19 protein-coding genes are annotated in these 17,518 nt (G+C 71.4%); 14 read left to right on the top strand and 5 right to left on the bottom strand.

The window, feature by feature from the left end; translation table 11 throughout:
- Window positions 1-7: 7 nt before the first annotated feature.
- Both ACSMXO_RS04640 and ACSMXO_RS04645 read right to left on the bottom strand, forming a co-directional pair.
- A complete protein-coding gene (locus ACSMXO_RS04640; protein WP_455416808.1) occupies window positions 8-553 on the bottom strand; it encodes a DUF6879 family protein in 546 nt (181 codons plus the stop codon).
- Window positions 554-555: 2 nt separating this feature from the next.
- Complete coding sequence (locus tag ACSMXO_RS04645) at window positions 556-759, bottom strand: lipid A biosynthesis lauroyl acyltransferase (RefSeq protein WP_455416809.1); 204 nt, start codon at window positions 757-759, stop codon at window positions 556-558.
- A 355-nt stretch (window positions 760-1,114) separates the two neighbouring features.
- Here ACSMXO_RS04645 and ACSMXO_RS04650 point away from each other — a divergent pair, with 355 nt between their 5' ends.
- The 11 genes from ACSMXO_RS04650 (at window position 1,115) to ACSMXO_RS04700 (ending at window position 10,209) form a co-directional block, all read left to right on the top strand.
- The gene (locus tag ACSMXO_RS04650) at window positions 1,115-1,300 is read left to right on the top strand and encodes a hypothetical protein (protein ID WP_455416810.1); all 186 of its coding nucleotides are present in this window, start codon (window positions 1,115-1,117) and stop codon (window positions 1,298-1,300) included.
- Entirely contained in the window at window positions 1,297-1,548 is a 252-nt protein-coding gene (locus tag ACSMXO_RS04655) for a hypothetical protein (RefSeq protein ID WP_455416811.1), read from the top strand. The genes ACSMXO_RS04650 and ACSMXO_RS04655 overlap by 4 nt, the downstream gene beginning before the upstream one ends.
- A 238-nt stretch (window positions 1,549-1,786) precedes the next feature.
- On the top strand, window positions 1,787-1,936 hold the full coding sequence (locus ACSMXO_RS04660; protein ID WP_455416812.1) for a hypothetical protein: 150 nt from the start codon (window positions 1,787-1,789) through the stop codon (window positions 1,934-1,936).
- Between the two features lie 58 nt (window positions 1,937-1,994).
- The gene (locus ACSMXO_RS04665) at window positions 1,995-2,627 is read left to right on the top strand and encodes a matrixin family metalloprotease (protein WP_455416813.1); all 633 of its coding nucleotides are present in this window, start codon (window positions 1,995-1,997) and stop codon (window positions 2,625-2,627) included.
- Window positions 2,628-2,930: 303 nt separating this feature from the next.
- On the top strand, window positions 2,931-3,359 hold the full coding sequence (locus ACSMXO_RS04670) for a hypothetical protein (RefSeq protein ID WP_455416814.1): 429 nt from the start codon (window positions 2,931-2,933) through the stop codon (window positions 3,357-3,359).
- 431 nt (window positions 3,360-3,790) lie between these two features.
- Window positions 3,791-4,387, top strand: a complete 597-nt coding sequence (locus ACSMXO_RS04675; protein ID WP_346260344.1) for a DUF6346 domain-containing protein — start codon at window positions 3,791-3,793, stop codon at window positions 4,385-4,387.
- 121 nt (window positions 4,388-4,508) lie between these two features.
- A complete protein-coding gene (locus ACSMXO_RS04680) occupies window positions 4,509-6,146 on the top strand; it encodes a circularly permuted type 2 ATP-grasp protein (RefSeq protein WP_455416815.1) in 1,638 nt (545 codons plus the stop codon).
- The gene (locus tag ACSMXO_RS04685; RefSeq protein WP_455416816.1) at window positions 6,140-7,093 is read left to right on the top strand and encodes an alpha-E domain-containing protein; all 954 of its coding nucleotides are present in this window, start codon (window positions 6,140-6,142) and stop codon (window positions 7,091-7,093) included. The genes ACSMXO_RS04680 and ACSMXO_RS04685 overlap by 7 nt, the downstream gene beginning before the upstream one ends.
- A gap of 52 nt (window positions 7,094-7,145) precedes the next feature.
- Entirely contained in the window at window positions 7,146-8,009 is an 864-nt protein-coding gene (locus ACSMXO_RS04690; protein ID WP_346260347.1) for a transglutaminase family protein, read from the top strand.
- Window positions 8,010-8,343: 334 nt separating this feature from the next.
- Entirely contained in the window at window positions 8,344-9,555 is a 1,212-nt protein-coding gene (gene thrS / locus ACSMXO_RS04695) for a threonine--tRNA ligase (RefSeq protein WP_455416817.1), read from the top strand.
- Between the two features lie 57 nt (window positions 9,556-9,612).
- Window positions 9,613-10,209 (top strand): TetR/AcrR family transcriptional regulator, encoded by a 597-nt coding sequence (locus tag ACSMXO_RS04700; RefSeq protein WP_346260349.1) that lies wholly within the window; start codon window positions 9,613-9,615, stop codon window positions 10,207-10,209.
- 95 nt (window positions 10,210-10,304) lie between these two features.
- On the opposite strand, the gene ACSMXO_RS04705 is transcribed toward ACSMXO_RS04700, so the two are convergent.
- Window positions 10,305-11,744, bottom strand: a complete 1,440-nt coding sequence (locus tag ACSMXO_RS04705) for a GuaB1 family IMP dehydrogenase-related protein (protein ID WP_346260350.1) — start codon at window positions 11,742-11,744, stop codon at window positions 10,305-10,307.
- 276 nt (window positions 11,745-12,020) lie between these two features.
- Window positions 12,021-13,796, bottom strand: a complete 1,776-nt coding sequence (locus ACSMXO_RS04710) for an acetyl/propionyl/methylcrotonyl-CoA carboxylase subunit alpha (RefSeq protein ID WP_455416818.1) — start codon at window positions 13,794-13,796, stop codon at window positions 12,021-12,023.
- A gap of 304 nt (window positions 13,797-14,100) precedes the next feature.
- Between ACSMXO_RS04710 and ACSMXO_RS04715 the strand changes: the two genes are divergently transcribed.
- The 3 genes from ACSMXO_RS04715 to ACSMXO_RS04725 all read left to right on the top strand — a co-directional run bounded on the left by ACSMXO_RS04715 (window position 14,101) and on the right by ACSMXO_RS04725 (window position 16,756).
- Window positions 14,101-14,874 (top strand): PadR family transcriptional regulator, encoded by a 774-nt coding sequence (locus tag ACSMXO_RS04715; RefSeq protein WP_455416819.1) that lies wholly within the window; start codon window positions 14,101-14,103, stop codon window positions 14,872-14,874.
- A gap of 112 nt (window positions 14,875-14,986) precedes the next feature.
- Window positions 14,987-15,943: an ATP-binding cassette domain-containing protein gene (locus tag ACSMXO_RS04720; protein ID WP_455416820.1), complete on the top strand. Its 957-nt coding sequence runs from the start codon at window positions 14,987-14,989 to the stop codon at window positions 15,941-15,943.
- Window positions 15,944-16,000: 57 nt separating this feature from the next.
- On the top strand, window positions 16,001-16,756 hold the full coding sequence (locus tag ACSMXO_RS04725) for an ABC transporter permease (protein WP_203864409.1): 756 nt from the start codon (window positions 16,001-16,003) through the stop codon (window positions 16,754-16,756).
- Window positions 16,757-16,839: 83 nt separating this feature from the next.
- Here ACSMXO_RS04725 and ACSMXO_RS04730 read toward each other — a convergent pair whose 3' ends face one another.
- Window positions 16,840-17,493, bottom strand: coding sequence for an O-methyltransferase (locus ACSMXO_RS04730; protein WP_455416821.1), 654 nt, complete (start codon window positions 17,491-17,493; stop codon window positions 16,840-16,842).
- Between the last annotated feature and the right edge of the window lie 25 nt (window positions 17,494-17,518).

Consider the following 17,518-nt stretch of genomic DNA (forward strand, 5'->3'; position numbering starts at 1 on the left):
TGGCTCCTCAAGCAGCGGCGCTAGGGGCTGGGTCCGGGGTGCTGTGCCGAACCGCCAGATCCCACCATGCCTGCGCCTGCGCCACGATCAGAGGATCGGCAACCAACTCGTTGCGGGTCCGATGGCCGTCACCGTCGAACATCATCATGATCAGCAGTTCGGAGTCCAGAAGCCACCAGTCGACGTCCCCGGCGGCTGGAAGCAGGCCGATGGCGTGCGCCTGAGTCCGAGTCATGTACCGGATCGTCTCACCGGCCGCTGTGTTCCACTGGCCGGCCCACCGCTCCCACCGCTGGTAGTCGGTGGGCAGGTCCTCATGGACACGCACCCGCTCGACGTGCTTGCCGGCCACAGTCAGCTCGGCGATCTGCTCGAACCACGAGCGCAGCCCTGGCACCTCGGTTGGAGGTTCGGGCTGCCCGGCGACGAACTTTGCCACCGTCGCCTCCTCCTCCGGCTCAAGGTAGACCGGCTGTAGCTCCAACCTGCGGGCGGTACGTGTGAAGGTCCGCAGGTGCTCGGCGAACTCGACATCAGTGAGCAGGGTGGGCATGCTCAGTCCAGCTTCCGGAGCCGATCGAGGACGGCCGCAGGCACGAACACGCCATCCTCGTTTTCGGCGAGGTTGCGGAGCTGGGCGCGGGTGGCGTCATCGAGTTTGATCCCCTGAACTACGTAGCCGCCGTCGGTGCGGTACAGCGCCGGGCATCCGCCACCCCCTGACCCGGGGTCCTTCCACATGAACTCCAACTCGCGCATCGTGATCCTCCTCGCGGTCACTCTCGTGCAGGGCGACACCGATGCTTCCACCTCGCGCACGTGCCCGCAATTGCCACATCGGGACCGGGACAATGTGCCAATGATTGCACGGCGCCGTCATCTGAATCCAACAATTGCGCGCAATTGCTTGACAGTCAACCTAGGCAAGGCGGAGCATCGGTCCAGGGCACGGCGTGACAACCCCGCGGCAACCGGCACCCGAGTCACGTCCGCCCGGCCGGCCCGGCCTTCCTGTGTCCCAACCCGAGCATCCCGGGATGGCGCCGGCTCAGGTTGAGAGTGGCGCTCCGCGACTGGTTTCCGGGGCGCCACGACCCGACGGGAAGGGTGCGACGTGGACAAGGTCATGGCCCGGTTGCGGGCCGACCTCCAGATCGAACGCCAGCACCGGGGCGGTGGCCGGTGCACCGAGTGCGCGCCCCGGGGCGGATGCATGCGGCTGCTCGGCGCGGTTCGCCGCCGCGTCGACCGGGCGGAGAGCACCGGCGGAATCAGGCACGGCCTCGGGAGGCTGGTGTGATCCGGATGGTGCGGCGCTGGCTGACCATGGAGTGGCCGGTGCCGGTCGAGTGCGCGTTCGCGCGCCTCGTGCTCGGCGCGCACGCGCTGCGGGAGTGTGGCCGGTGCGGGCCGGATGGCTGCCCGCTCTGGTCGTGGGCGGCCGAGGTCCACCGCCGGGAGCACGCGGTACGGGTGCTGCTCGGCGGGACGCTGCCGGCGGCCGTGACGGCCCGGGACGTACGCGCGGCCCTGGACCGGATCCGGTGAGCGTGCCCGAGTCGGCGCCGGGCCTGGCCATCGACTGGGCGTGGGCGACCATCACCAACCACGCCGAGGGACGCGAGTGCGGCGGCTGCCGGGGCACCTGGTGCCCGACCGCCGAGTGGGCGCTGTGGGTCGTCATCACCGACCGGGTCGTGCCGGCCGCCCGCCGCCGGCTCGTCACGGTGGTGGCGCGGCAGGTGATGACGGCGCACTGGCCGCGCGGGGTCGACGGCTGCCGGCCGTGCGGCCTGCCGGACTGCGGGCGGATGGCGCTGGCGGCGACGTGGTTGGAGTGGTCCGGGACGACTACCTGCCGCCGTCGGTCCAGGCGCGGCGGCCGACGGCGGTCCCGACGGATGAGGACCTGCGCCGGATCACCGGCATGGACTGAGATCACTTTAGGCGACAAGGTTCGCGAACATACTTCCCCTCTCTGAACGGAGTGCCGAGTGCGTAATCCATCGGGTTATCAGGCTGCGTCGAGGGCCGCAAGACGAACGGCGACAGCCGGTGTCATGGCTGCGGTAATGGTGGCCGTCCTCCTACAGATCGTGTCGCCGGCTCAGGCGACGAACTTCGGTGCGACCACCTGCGGAGGCGATCCGCGAAACTGTGTCAGCTTGGGCAACAACGCGTACCACGTCGTCAGGTGGGAGGGTGACCAGGACATTGCCGGAATCGGTCCGTCGCTGTGGTGGTCGGTGAACAATGTCTACAACCCGACAGGCATGGTGGTCTACGAGGACAACGCCGATCCTCTACCGGACGTCAGAGTATGGGATGAGCCATACGGGCCAAACGAAATCCTCGGATGGGTGGAGTGCCCGACGGACAACACCGGAACAGGCGGCAGCGGAGCTGCTCGCTGGTGCCGGGGTCAGATCCTGCGCCTCAACTCCACATACGCGGCCGACTTTGACACCGAGGCCGAGCGTCGGCGGATCACCTGCCACGAGCTGGGACACACGGTCGGCCTACGACACTCGGCGTCGACCGCGACCTGCATGTACACCTACCCGACTGCGGCGACCACGACCGGGCTGGACGCGCACGACCTTGGCCACATCAACAGTCAATACTGAGAGGGCACACGAAAGATGAACCAGTCACGGATTATCCGGCTCGCGATAGGAGCCGTGTGCGCTGCGCTGCTCACAATTACCACTGCGGCATGCGCAAGGCAGTCGGGTCCGCAAAGCACGCCGGCCGGAGCCGTAGCGACGACGACGCCTGTCACGGCCAGCCTGGATGTACACCGCCCTGACGCCGTCGCCGCCCTCAAGACTTTCGCGCTCGGGGAGGCAGCGCTCCCGGCGTCGTACTACAAAAGCGTTTCCGAGGGCGTCCAAGCGTCGGGGGCCGTCGTGGTGGCCGAGGTTGCTGACGTGAAGATAACTCGCATATTCCGGGGTGAGCATCCGGAGGACGTCTTTCAGATGATCGGCGTGGTACTCAACGTCCACGACGTCGTACATGGTCGGCTGCCGGCGGAATTTGCCGATCAACTAATCATTGAGTTCATGGGACGCGCCACCGACGAGCGAGTCGACTCGCTGAAGTCGCGGTTGTCGGGGTCACAGGGGCTGTGGGCCATTCGGCGTAAGGGTGACCCTCGGCCGGGGGGCGCGCCGATCCCGGTCACGCCCGAGGAACGGCAGTACTTCCTCACCATCTCCCCGCAGGGCCTGTTCGTCCAGGGCGCAACCGCCGTCGAGACGCCGCTCGCGGAATCCGTCAGCGGTGACATGGCTGCGGAAGGTCGCCGGTACGCACGGTTGAGCGAGCTGGTCGGCGCCGTGCGCAACCTGGCGTAGACGGGGCTGCCCCACCACACCCACGGCACGATCAGGCGGCCGTCCACAGGCGCCCCAGATATCCACAGCTCGGCAGCCACCGTGGTACCCGGTCGCGGCAACGGTCGGGCAGGCTGCTGGTGTCGTCGTAGCCACCCTCCGGCCGCCGGCCACAGCCCGATGCAGGTGGGGCAGGCCGGATCGGAAGGCACCGACCAGCAAGAAGCGGGCCCCGACCTCGGGAATGAGGTCGGGCCCGCAACGTACGGAACGGAGGTCAGGCGTCGGTGTCCTGCCGGTTCGGGACCACGTACACCCCGAGCGCGCCGGGCACGGCCAGGGCCAGGGTGACCGCCTCGGTGGAGGTGATCACGTCGTCGCCGCTTCGCCGCCGGGTCGAACAGCAGCAGCGGGTAGAGCAGGAGCGAAACAGGCCGGAGGAACCGGCAGCAGTGTATGCGGAGAACGAACCCGGCCCTGCCCGGCCGCCGGTCCGTTCTCCGGCCAGGCATGGCAGATTTGCGCGTGCCGCCGGCTACCTGGCGCTGCTCCTGGCCATCTTCCTGTTCGCCGAGCTGAGCATGACAGCGGCGATGTTCACTGGTACCGACTTCGACGATGCCGAGCGGACCGGTCAGGCGACCGTGCGCTCCTGTGAGCGGTACGGGCCGGTCGGCCACGGGTTCGGTTACTGGGCCGAGTGCCGTGCCGAAGTCGTCTGGAGCGACGGGGACCGTGAGGTGCTAACCCCCGGCAAGCGGGGCTTCTTCAGCGTGGACGAGGTGGGTACCACGGTCACCATCGGTGATCTCGGCTACAGCCGGGGTGGGCGGTCGCTCGCCCGGGAGGAGCGCCCACCCCGCCCGCTCGCCACGGTGGTGGCCGCCGCCTTCGCGATGATCGCCGTGTTGCTCGCCCTGGCGATGCTGTGGGTGCTCTGGGACAGCCTGCGGACGGGCGTACGCAGGCTCGTGCGAGTCAGGCCGACAGATCCCGGGGGCCCGCACCGGCCAGCCCCCGTCAGCCGTGACAGAGATCGACGAGTTTGACAGCCGGCGGACTCGCCGAGGCAACTGAAAGGCTTGCTGACCTGGAGTCCGATCGGGAATTGGCGATCATGCGTCGTCGCCGTGTTACGCGGGCGCAACGAGATCGGCGTAACGTCAGGTCATGGCGGACTTGTTCGAGGACTACCGCCTCGGGCCCGGCTGGGACGAGATGTTCGACGCGCCCGGGATGCCTCGGGACGCGTACGAGGCGCTGCATGCCACCCTGCAACCGCTGTCCAGCGTCGAGCTGCGGGTCCGGGCCGACGTGCTCGCCCGGGCCTTCCTCGACCAGGGGATCACCTTTGCGCTCAAGGGCGTCGAGCGGCCGTTCCCGCTGGACATCGTGCCCCGGATCATCGCCGCCGGCGAGTGGCGGGTGGTCGAGGCCGGAGTCGCCCAGCGGGTACGGGCCCTGGAGGCGTTCCTTGCCGACATCTACGGCGCCGGCCAGGTGCTGGCCGACGGGGTGGTGCCGCGCCGGGTGGTGGTGACCAGCGCGCACTTCCACCGGGAGGCGGCCGGGATCGTCCCGCACAACGGGGTACGCATCCACGTCGCCGGAGTCGACCTGGTCCGCGACGAGCGGGGCGACTTCCGGGTGCTGGAGGACAACGTCCGGGTCCCGTCCGGGGTCAGCTACGTGATGGAGAACCGCCGGGCGATGGCGCACGTACTGCCCGAGGTCTTCGCCGCGACCCGGATCCAGCCGGTCGAGTCGTACCCGGGGCAGTTGTTGCGGGCGCTGCGCGCGGCGGCGCCGGTCGGGATCACCGACCCCACGGTGGTGGTGTTGACCCCCGGCGTGCACAACTCGGCCTACTTCGAGCACGCCCTGCTGGCCCGCGAGATGGGCGTCGAGCTGGTCGAGGGTCGAGACCTGGTCTGCGTGGGTAACGAGGTCGCCATGCGGACCACCGCGGGCGAGCAGCGGGTCGACGTCATCTACCGGCGGATCGACGACGAGTTCCTCGACCCGGTGCACTTCCGGGCCGACTCGGTGCTCGGGGTGGCCGGGCTGCTCAACGCGGCCCGGGCCGGCCGGGTCACCATCGCCAACGCGGTCGGCAACGGGGTCGCGGACGACAAGCTGCTCTACTCGTACGTCCCGGAGCTGATCCGCTACTACCTGGCCGAGCAGCCGATCCTGTCCAACGTGGAGACGTACCGGCTGGAGGACCCGGAGGTGCGCGAGCACGTCCTCGGCCGGCTCGACGAACTCGTGCTCAAGCCGGTTGACGGCTCCGGCGGCTCCGGCATCGTGATTGGCTCGCAGGCGACCGACGAGGAACTGGCCGAGCTGCGGCACCGGATCGCCGTCGACCCGCGCGGCTGGATCGCCCAGCGCGAGGTGGCGCTCTCCATGGTGCCGACCCTGGTCGGCAACCGGCTGCGGGCCCGGCACGTCGACCTGCGGCCGTTCGCGGTGAACGATGGGCAGCGGGTCACGGTGCTGCCGGGCGGGCTGACCCGGGTGGCGCTGCCGGAGGGCGCTCTGGTGGTCAACTCCAGCCAAGGCGGCGGCTCCAAGGACACCTGGATACTCGCCGAGCCGGCCTCCGGGCTGAGCCCGGTGGACCTCACCTCGGGAATCGAGACCTCGGGAATCGAGCCGGCCGACCCGGACGGGTCGCCGCCGGCATCGGTGCCGGCGCCGCGCAGCCCGGACCCGGGCCCGGACGCCGGCCTGGTCGGCGTGCAGCAGCAGCAACAGCAGCAGTCCGCCCGGGACGGCAGCGGGTCGGAGCGGTCGCGGTGCTGAGCCGGATCGCCGAGTCGCTCTACTGGATCGGCCGGTACGTCGAGCGGGCCGAGGACACCGCCCGGATCCTCGACGTGCACCTGCACCGGATGCTCGCCGACCCCTGGGTGGACGAGGCGACCGCCTGCCGCTCCCTGCTCACCGTGATGGGGGTCGGGCCGCTGGAGCAGCCGGCCACCGCCAACCGGGTGGTCGGGGTGCTCGGCCTCGACGAGGAGAACCCCAGTTCCGTGGTCGGTGCCCTGGCGGCGGCCCGGGAGAACGCCCGAGGCGCCCGGGAGACCATCTCGGCCGACATGTGGGAGTGCCTCAACTCGACCTGGCACGGCCTGCCGGCCGTCCGGCGCCGGGCCGAGCAGCAGGGCGTACACGCGTTCTTCCGGTGGGTCCGGGAACGCTGCGCGGTGATGGCCGGGCTGACCGACGCCACCATGAGCCGGGACGAGGGCTGGCTCTTCCTGGTACTCGGCCGCAGCGTCGAACGGGTCGACATGACCGCCCGGCTGCTCTCCACCCACGTACGCGCCGGCGGCAGCATCCCGTCCTGGCTGACCCTGCTGCGCTCCTGCGGCGCCTGGGAGACGTTCCTGCGCACCTACCGCGGCTCGCTCGACGACCGGTACGCCGCCGAGTTCCTGCTGCTCGACCGGCTCTTCCCGCGCTCGGTCTTCGCCGCGCTCTCCCGGGCCGAGGCGTGCCTGCGCGAGCTGGAACCGACCGGCGGCCCGGGCCGGCCCGGCCGGACCGGGGTCTCCACCGACGCGCAGCGGATCATCGGCCGGGCCCGGACCGGCCTGGAGTTCCGGGCCGCCGACGAGCTGATCGGCGACCTCGCCGCGGTGCTGGCCGGGCTGGAACGCACCTGCTCACAGGTGAACGACGCGGTCTCCCGTCGCTACTTCCGGCAGACGTCGGCGGTGGCCTGGCTGCCGGAGGCGGTGGCGTGACCGGGACCGGGTGCGACGGCGGAGTAGTGCGGCGGGCGAGGAAGGGGACGCGATGACGGTGGGCAGTTGGCGGTTGAAGATCCGGCACCAGACCGGCTTCAGCTACGCCGGTGCGGTGGCCTCCTCCTACAACGAGGCGCGGATGTCGCCGCGCAACGAGGCCCGCCAGGCGGTGCTGGAGGCGCGGGTGGAGGTGTGGCCGTCGGCCCGGACCTACCGGTACGAGGACTACTGGGGGACCGTGGTGACCGCCTTCGACGTGCACAGCGCGCACGAATCGTTGCAGGTCACCGCCATCTCCACCGTGGAGACACAGGGTCCGGGCGACCAGTTGGCGGCGACCGACGGGGTGGGCTGGGCCGACCTGCGCGGGGCGGAGAGCACGGACCGCTGGTACGAGCTGCTGCTGCCCACCCCGCGTACCGCGCTGGACGAGGAGCTGACCGGGCTGGCCGAGTCCGTCCGGGCCGCCCAGCCGACCCCGCACGCCGCCGCGATGGCGCTCTGCGAGCAGGTCAGGGACGAGGTCGCATACACCTCCGGCGCCACCGGCGTGCAGACCGACGCCGTACAGGCCTGGCGGCAGCGCAAGGGGGTCTGCCAGGACATCAGCCACCTGGTGGTGGGGCTGCTGCGCACCATCGGCATCCCGGCCCGGTACGTCTCCGGCTACCTGCACCCGGCACCCGACGCCGCGATCGGGGACGGCGTGGTGGGGCAGAGCCACGCCTGGGTGGAGTGGTGGGTCGGCCGGTGGACGGCCTTCGACCCGACCAACGGGGTACCGGTCGGCGAGCGGCACGTGGTGGTCGGCCGGGGCCGGGAGTACGGCGACGTACCGCCGCTCAAGGGCGTCTACGCCGGCCCGGCCAACACCGGGCAGGGCGTCGAGGTGACCGTCACCCGACTGCGCTGAGCCGGGGCCGGCCTGCGGTAGGTGCCGCTGCCCTGCGGTAGGCGGCCCGGGCGCTGCGGCAAGTGCCGCTGTGCTGCGCTTGGTCCCGCCGTCCGGCGCTGGTGGCCGGGCGGAAATGGGCTGCGGCGAGGCGGCCGGCCGGAGTACCGTGGCCGCCATGCGCAGCGCGATGAGCGAGACGACGACGCCGGGACACCCCGGCGTGCCGCGCTGACGCAGACCAACTCGTCGACTGGCCCCGGGGCGATCCGCTCCGGGGCTTCGTCGTGTGCACCAGATCGGCGCGGTCCCAGGGCGGAGCAGCCGCCGGGCCGTACCAGATCTGGGAGCTGACATGCACGACCACCGCAGGCTCGGCCGCGAGCTGGAGCTGTTCCACGCCGATCCGCTCTCCGGGGCCGGGCTGCCGGTCTGGCTGCCGGCCGGCGCCGCCGCCCGGCACAGCGTCGAGGAGTACGTCCGCGAGCTGGAACGCCGGGCCGGCTACCAGCACGTCTACTCGCCCCCGCTCGGCAAGCGGGAGCTGTTCGAGCTGTCCGGGCATCTCGGCTACTTCGCCGGCGACATGTTCCCGGTGCTGCGGCTCTCCGACGACGACGAGTTCGTACTCCGTCCGGCCCTCTGCCCGCACCACGCCCTGGTCTACCGGGCCAGGGGCCGGTCCTACCGGGAGCTGCCGCTGCGCATCGCCGAGCTGGGCGGGATGTACCGGCCGGAGCGGTCCGGAGTGCTCGGCGGGCTCAGCCGGGTGCGGGCGATCTCGCTCAACGACGCGCACAACTTCTGCCCGCCGGAGCAGGTCGGCGCCGAGGTCGCCGAGGTGCTGGAGCTGATCCGGGTGGCGCACGCCGCGCTCGGGGTACGCCCGGCGGGGTTCCGGCTGTCGCTGCGCGGACCGGGCGAGAAGTACGTCGGCGACGACGAGGAGTGGCGGCACGCCGAGGACCTGCTCCGGGCGGCACTGTCCGGACTGCCGTACGTCGAGGCGCCCGGGGAGGCGGCGTTCTACGGACCGAAGATCGACATCCAGGTGCGGGACGCGGCCGGCCGGGAGTCGACCCTCTCCACCATCCAGCTCGACTTCGACAAGCCGGCCCGGTTCGACCTCTGCTACGCCGACGCCCGGGGAGGGCGGGCGCGACCGGTGATGGTGCACCGGAGCCTGGTCGGCAGCATGGAGCGGCTCTTCGCGTACCTGATCGAGGTGCACGCCGGAGCCTTCCCGGCCTGGTACGCCCCGGTCCAGGTGCGGGTGCTGCCGGTCGGGCCGGATCAGGTGGCGGCGGCGGAGGCGTTCCGCCGGCACTGCGTACTGGCCGGGCTGCGGGCGGAGCTGGTCGTCGACGGGTCGCTCGGTGCCCGGATCCGGGACGCTGCCCAGCGCCGGGTCCCGTACGCGGCGGTGCTCGGCGCCCGGGAGGTGGCGGCCGGGCAGGTGGCGCTGCGACTGCGGGACGGCCGGGGTGTTGACCCGATGGCGGCGCCGGACGCGTTGGGCCTGATCGCCGGGGTGGTTGCCGGCCGGTCGGCGGAACTCCTACCCTGAGCCGGGCCGGCTGGTGCGGCCAGCATATCTTGTCGATGCCAAGATATGCTGGCCGCCATGAGCGAGGACAGCGCCGCCGGGCGCCCGTACCATCACGGAGACCTGCGGAGGGCGTTGCTCTCCGCTGCCGCGACCGCGATCGAGGAGTCCGGTCCGGCCGGGCTCAGCCTGCGCGACCTGGCCCGCCGGGCCGGCGTCTCGCACGCCGCCCCGGCGCACCACTTCGGCGACAAGGCCGGGCTGCTCACCGCGTTCGCCACCGAGGGCTTCGAGATGCTGGCCGACACGCTGGCCCAGATCCGCCAGGAGTCCGGCGGCAGCCTGCGGGAACTCGGTGTCGGCTATGTCACGTTCGCGGTGCACCACCGGGCCCACTTCGAGGTGATGTTCCGGCCGGACCTCTTCCACCGCGACGACGCCGCACTCACCGCCGCCCAGCAGCGGGCCCGGGCGGCACTCCGGGCCGGTGTGTCCGGTCTGCCGGCGGCACCGGTCGGCCCGGAGGCGGCGCAGACCGAGCTGGCCGCCTGGTCGATCGTGCACGGCTTCGCCACCCTGTGGCTCGGCGGGGCGCTCCGGGGCGACCAGGTCGGCGACGATCCGGAGGCCGCCGCCAGGCTGGTGATCAGCCGGCTCTTCACGACACCCGGTTGAGCCGTCCCCGCCGCTCAGCAGTTGCGGGCGTTCCGCACAGCTCACCTGTTGGCGGTGTTCCCGGCAACTCACCTGTTGGCGGTGTTCCCGGCAGCTCACCAGTTGGTGGGCAGCGGCATCCCCTCGGTGTAGCCGGCGGCGCTCTGCACCCCGACCACCGCGTTGGCGTGGAACTCGGCGAGATCGGCGGCGCCGGCGTACGTGCACGCGCTGCGTACCCCGGCGACGATCTCGTCGATCAGGTCCTCCACCCCCGGCCGGTTCGGATCGAGGTACATCCGCGCGCTGGAGATCCCCTCCTCGAAGACCGCCTTCCGGGCCTGGTCGTACGGGCTGTCCTCGGCGGTACGCGCACTGACCGCCCGCGCCGAGGCCATGCCGAAGCTCTCCTTGTAGCGCCGGCCGTCGGCGTCGGTGTAGAGATCGCCGGGCGACTCGTAGGTGCCGGCGAACCAGGTGCCGATCATCACGTTCGACGCCCCGGCGGCCAGGGCCAGGGCGACGTCGCGCGGATGGCGTACCCCGCCGTCGGCCCAGACGTGCCGGCCCAGTTCGCGGGCGGCGGCCGCGCAGTCGAGTACCGCGGAGAACTGTGGCCGGCCCACCCCGGTCATCATCCGGGTGGTGCACATCGCCCCCGGCCCCACGCCGACCTTGACGATGTCCGCACCCGCCTCGACCAGATCCCGTACCCCTTCCGGGGTGACCACGTTGCCGGCGGCCACCGGTACCGGCGGGTCCAGGCTGCGTACCGCCCGCAGTGCCCGGAGCATCCGCTCCTGGTGGCCGTGCGCGGTGTCCACCACCAGGGTGTCCACCCCGGCCTCGAAGAGCGCGGCGGCCTTGCCGGCGACGTCGCCGTTGATGCCGATCGCGGCGGCGATGCGCAGCCGGTCCTTGCCGTCCAGCGCCGGCCGGTACAGCGTGGCCCGCAGCGCACCCCGGCGAGTCAGCACCCCGACCAGCCGGCCCTCGACGTCGACCACCGGGGCGAGTCGGCGGCGGCCCCGGGACAGCCGGTCGAACCCGGTCCGGGGATCGGCCTCGGCGGGCACGGTGTGCAGTTCCGTGGACATCACATGCCGCAACTGCGCGAACCGGTCCACCCCGACCGTGTCAGCCTCGGTCACCACCCCGACCGGCCGCCCGTCCGGGTCGATCACGATCACCGCACCGTGCGACCGCTTGGGCAACAGGTGGATGGCGTCTCCGACGGTGTCGGTCGGGCCGAGCGTGATCGCGGTGTCGTGCACCAGATGCCGCTGCTTGACCCAGCCGATCACCTCGGCGACCACCTCGATCGGGATGTCCTGTGGCAGTACGGCGAGACCTCCGCGCCGGGCCACCGTCTCGGCCATCCGCCGACCGGCCACCGCCGTCATGTTGGACACCACGATCGGGATCGTGGTGCCGGTCCCGTCGCTGCTGGCCAGGTCGACGTCGAGCCGGGACTCCACGGCCGACCGGACCGGGGCCAGGAAGACGTCGTTGTAGGTCAGATCCTGCGTGGGCTTTCCGCCGGTGATGAACCGCACCTGGCCATCATGCCGGAGGACGATCCACCCGGCCCGGCAGTCCCGCTGGTCACGTGACCGGCCTCTCCGGTTCTCGAAGGTGTCGCCGGGCCCCGGCGGCACCGGTGTCCCCGCTCTCGTCGTCTCCTGGCCGCTTGACCGTCTGGGCTCGCCGTGGGCCGGTGGCGGGGACTCCCGGCCGAGGGTGGACGACGTGTGCCGGACGGGTCAGCTGATGACGCCGTGGGCCGGTGGTGGGGACTCCCGGCCGAGGGTCGACGATGTGTGCCGGCCGGGTCAGCTGATGACGCAGATGACGGCGCCGGCGGTGAGGACTCCGCCGACCTCGGCGGCGAGTTCGCTCACCACGCCGGCCTTGTGCGCGTACAGCGGCTGCTCCATCTTCATCGCCTCCATGACGACGATCAGGTCACCCTCGGCGACCGTGTCGCCGTCGGCAACCGCGATCTTGACGATGGTGCCCTGCATCGGGGAGGTCAGCGCGTCTCCACCGGCGGCGGCCCCGCCCGCCGTAGCGGACCGGCCAGCGCGCCGGGCCGGCCGTCGGGCGGCGGCGCCGGAGGCAACCGGGCCGGCGGCCAGGGCCGTACCCGCGCCGTAGCCGGCGGGGAGGCTGACCTCCAGCCGCTTGCCGCCGACCTCGACCACGACGGTCTCCCGGGCGCCGGCCGGCTCGTCGGCCGGCGTGGCGCCGGTGAACGCCGGCACGGTGTTGTCGAACTCGGTCTCGATCCACCTGGTGTGCACGGTGAACGGCGCGGCGGTGAACGCCGGGTCCCGGACGACGAGCCGGTGGAACGGCAGCGCGGTGGCCATCCCGTCCACCACCATCTCGTCGAGGGCCCGGCGGGCGCGCTCCAGCGCCTCGGCACGGGTCTCGCCGGTGACGATCACCTTGGCGAGCAGGGAGTCGAAGTTGCCGCCGATCACGTCGCCCGCGGCGATCCCGGCATCCACCCGTACGCCGGGCCCGGCGGGAAGCCGCAGCGCGGTCACCGTGCCCGGTGCCGGCAGGAAGTTCCGGCCCGGGTCCTCGCCGTTGATCCGGAACTCGATCGAGTGCCCGCGCGGCACGGGATCGGCGTCGAACCGGAGCTTCTCGCCGGACGCGATCCGGAACTGCTCCCGGACCAGGTCGATGCCGGCGGTCTCCTCGGTCACCGGGTGTTCCACCTGCAGCCGCGTGTTCACCTCCAGGAAGGAGATGGTGCCGTCCGTGCCGACCAGGTATTCCACGGTGCCGGCGCCGTGGTAGGCGGCTTCCCGGCAGATCGCCTTCGCGCTGGCGTGGATCGCCGCCCGCTGCTCGTCGGTCAGGAACGGGGCCGGCGCCTCCTCGACGAGCTTCTGGTGGCGGCGTTGCAGCGAGCAGTCCCGGGTCCCGACCACCACGACGTTGCCATGCTGGTCGGCGAGGACCTGCGCCTCGACGTGCCGGGGCCGGTCCAGGTAGCGCTCGACGAAACATTCGCCCCGGCCGAACGCGGCCAGCGCCTCCCGGGTGGCCGACTCGAAGAGCGCCGGGATCTCCGCCATGGTCCGGGCCACCTTGAGACCCCGGCCGCCGCCGCCGAACGCCGCCTTGATCGCCACCGGCAGACCGTGCTCGGCAGCGAAGGCCAGCACCTCGTCCGGCCCGCCCACCGGCTCGGAGGTGCCGGGCACCAGCGGAGCGCCGGCCCGCTGCGCGAGATGCCGGGCGGTGACCTTGTCGCCCAGGTCGCGGATCGCCTGCGGGCTCGGCCCGATCCAGGTCAGGCCGGCGTTGATCACCGCCGCGGCGAAGTCCGCGTTCTCCGAGAGAAACCCGTAACCCGGGTGTACGGCGTCAGCGCCCGACCGGGCGGCCACGTCGAGCAGCTTGTCGATCCGCAGGTACGTCTCGGTCGCGGTCTCGCCGCCGAGCGCGTACGCCTCGTCGGCGAGGGTGGCGTGCAGCGCGTCCCGGTCCGAGTCGGCGTAGACGGCGACGCTGGCCAGTCCGGCGTCCCGGCAGGCGCGGACGACCCGTACCGCGATCTCGCCCCGGTTGGCGATCAGTACCTTGCGCACGCGGCTGCTCCTCCTCGAATCGCTCCCCACCGTCGCCGGTCGCCAGGGTGGCTGCCAGGGACGTTGCCAGGGGCCATTGTCAACGACCCGGGCCGCCCGCCCGACGGGCGGGGGCGGTGAACCCGGCCGGCCGACCCGCGTCCGGCGCCGCTCCCGACCCGCTCGATACTCGCCTCCCGCCGCCGCCGAGGAGGCGGTGTCGCTGTTGGTCACGACACCAACTACACGCCGTTACCTGGCCGGTCGGCCCATGCCACGGGACGGCGTTGGTAGCTAGTCAATTTTGGTTATTACGCTTCTGGGTGTGTCGGCTACCCGAATGATGATTCTCGGCCTGGTCCGGTGGATGCAACCGGTACACGGCTATGACGTACGTCGCGAACTGCTGAGCTGGAGCGCGGACAAGTGGGCGAACGTCCAGCCCGGCTCGATCTACCACGCGCTGCGCAAGCTGACCGAGGAGGGATTGTTACGGGAGGTGGCCACTGAGCAGGTCGGCGCCCGTCCGGCCCGGGTCACGTACGGCATCACCTCGAAGGGCGAGGACGAGTTCCAGGGCCTGCTCAGGGGCAACTGGTGGAATCTCGGCGACGTCGTCGACCCGTTCTTCGCGGCCTTCTCCTTCCTGCCCGCACTGCCCCGGGAAGAGGCGTCGGCGGCACTGCGTAACCGGGCCCGACTGCTGCGGGCGGTCAACGACAGCCTGCGGGCGGCGATGGAGTCCGGCTGGATGAAGAACGACAAGCCGGTGCATGTCGCCTGGATGTGGCAGCTGTCGATCGCCCGGGCGGAGGGGGAGATCGGCTGGTGTGAGCGGATTGCCGACCTGATCGACGCCGGGGTGCCGTACCTGCCGGAGGACTACGCCGAAAACCAGGATTGGGCGCAGTTCGCCTCGATGGCCGTCGACGCGAGCTGGGGCGGGGGGCGTACGCCCGCCGAACCGGTTCCCCCCGAGTCGCCGTCGGCGGGGCCGGAGTCGCCGTCGGTGGGGCCGGAGTCGTCGTCGGAGTCGTCGCCCGAGTCGTCGTCTCGACCGGCGGGGGACGGCAGGGCGACGCGTAATAATCAACGTTGACTAGATGCGCTATATCGCGTTAGCCTCCCGGAAGCGTTGCGGTGGGCGCCTTCTGGCGTGCCCCGGGGGATGGGGCCGGTGGGGATGCCGGTCCGGCTGACCAGGAGCAGGCATGATCGAGACAAAGGGGTTGCGGAAGTCGTTCCGCTCCCGACAGGGCAGGGAGAAGAAGTCCGTCGACGCGGTCCGCGGTGTCGACCTCGTGGTGGCCGAGGGGGAGATCTTCGGCTTCCTCGGCCCGAACGGCGCGGGCAAGACCACCACGCTGCGGATGCTCGCCACGCTCATCGAACCGGACGGCGGCGAGGCCAACATCGCCGGCGTCGACCTGCGGACCAACCCGGCTGAGGTGCGGCGGCGGATCGGTTACGTGGCCCAGGGCGGCAGCACCTGGGACGAGTCGACCGCCCGCGAGGAGCTGGTCCTGCACGCCCGGATGTACGGGCTCAGCAAGGCCGAGGCGCAGCGGCGGGCGGTACGCGCCCTGGAGGCGTTCCAGCTCACCGAGTACGCCGACCGCAAGTGCAAGACGTACTCCGGTGGCCAGCGCCGGCGGGTCGACATCGCGCTCGGCATCATCCACGAACCGAAGATCGTCTTCCTGGACGAGCCGACCACCGGCCTCGACCCGCAGAGCCGGGCGCACATGTGGGACGAGATCCGCCGGCTGCGCGCCGAGGGCATGACGGTCTTCATCACCACGCACTACCTGGACGAGGCGGACGCGCTCTGCGACCGGATCGCCATCATGGACCACGGCGAGGTGGTCGCCGAGGGGACACCGGCGGAGCTGAAGCGGGAGATCTCCGGCGACGTGGTGCTCGTCGCCATCGAGGGGTCGGCCCAGGAGGCCGGCAAGGTGCTGGAGACCGAGCCGTACGTCACCAGGTTGGAGACCTCGGACGAGGGCGCGCTCCGGCTCTACGTCAACGACGGGGCCCGGGACATGCCCCAGATCCTCCGCGCGCTCGACGCTGCGGGCATCGCGCTCAGCTCGATCGAGCTGCACCGGCCCAGCCTCGACGACGTGTTCCTCACCAAGACCGGCCGCTCGCTGCGCGAGTCCTGACCGCTCGCCGCGCGAGACCTGCGCCTTCGCCGCGCACCGCCGAACAGGAGACTTATGATGAAATTCGCCCGTGACACATGGTTGATCTTCCAGCGGCAGTTCCTGCTGCTGGTCCGCCAGCCCGTCTGGCTCTTCGTCGGCATCTTCCAGCCGGTGATGTACCTGCTGCTCTTCGCCCCGCTGCTCAAGCCCGCGTTGCAGGCGTCGAGCAACGCGGAGGCGTACCGGATCTTCGTGCCCGGCCTGCTGGTCCTGCTCGCCATCTTTGGCGGGCTGTTCCAGGGCTTCGGTCTGATCGCCGAACTGCGCGCCGGGGTGATCGAACGATCCCGGGTCACCCCGGTCAGCCGACTCGCCCTGCTGCTCGGCCGGTCGCTGCGCGACGTGGTGTCGCTGATCGCCCAGGCGATCATCATCACCCTGCTGGCGCTGGCCTTCGGGCTCTCGGTCTTCATCGGGGACCTGCTGCTGGCGTACCTGATGCTGGCGCTGATCGCACTGATGACGTCGGCCCTGTCCTACGGGATCGCGCTGGTGGTGAAGAGCGAGGATGCGCTGGCGCCGCTGATGAACACGATCGCCCAACCGGTCCTGCTGCTCTCCGGGATCCTGTTGCCGCTGAACTTCGCGCCGGGCTGGTTGCAGGGGATCGCCGACTGGAACCCGTTCTCCTGGGCGGTTGACGGCGCCCGGGCACTATTCGCCGGCGATCTCGGCAACGACGCCGTCTGGCAGGGACTCTCGGTGATGGCGGTGATCACGGCGCTCGCCGTGGTCTGGGCCGCGCGCGAGTTCGCGCGCAGCGTCCGCTAGCTCCCCATCGGGTACGGGTGGAGCCGGCCCCGGCGCCGGTTCCGCCCGTCCTCGGCCGGTGCCGGCGTCGGTGCTGGTGAGGGTCAGCGGCGGCGGGCCAGGGTGAGGCCGTCGGCGATCGGCAGCATTACGAGCTCGACCCGCTCGTCGGCGAGTACCGCCTCGTTGAACTCGGCGATCGCCCGGTCAGCCACGGTCTGTGGGGTCAGGACCCGACCGCCCCGCAGCACGTTGTCCACCACGATCAGTCCACCGGTACGCATCCTCGGCACCAACTCGGCCCAGTAGGTCAGATAGCCCGGCTTGTCGGCGTCGACGAAGGCGAGGTCGAGGTGCGGCTCCACGGGGAGGGAGCGCAGGTTCTCAGCGGCCGGGCCGATCCGCAGCTCGATCCGGTCGTCGACCCCGGCCCGCGCCCAGTAGCGGCGGGCGACCGCCGTGTACTCCTCGGAGATGTCGAAGCAGGTCAACCGGCCGTCGGCGGGCAGGCCACGGGCGATCGCCAGCGAGGAGAGCCCGGTGAAGGTGCCGACCTCGACCGCCTGCCGGGCGTTCACCAGCCGGGTCAGGAAGGTGAGCAGCCCCGCCTGCTCCGGAGCGATCTGCATCCCGGCGTCGGCCGGCAGTAGCGAAACCGTCTCGTCGATCAGCTCCCGGGCCAGGGCGTCCGGCGGGGAGCCGTGCGCCAGGACGTACGCGTGCAGGTCTTCGGTGAGCGGGATCGACTTCGTCGGCACTGCTCGACGCTATGCCAGGTTGCCG

This window comes from Plantactinospora sp. DSM 117369 (genome assembly GCF_053764795.1).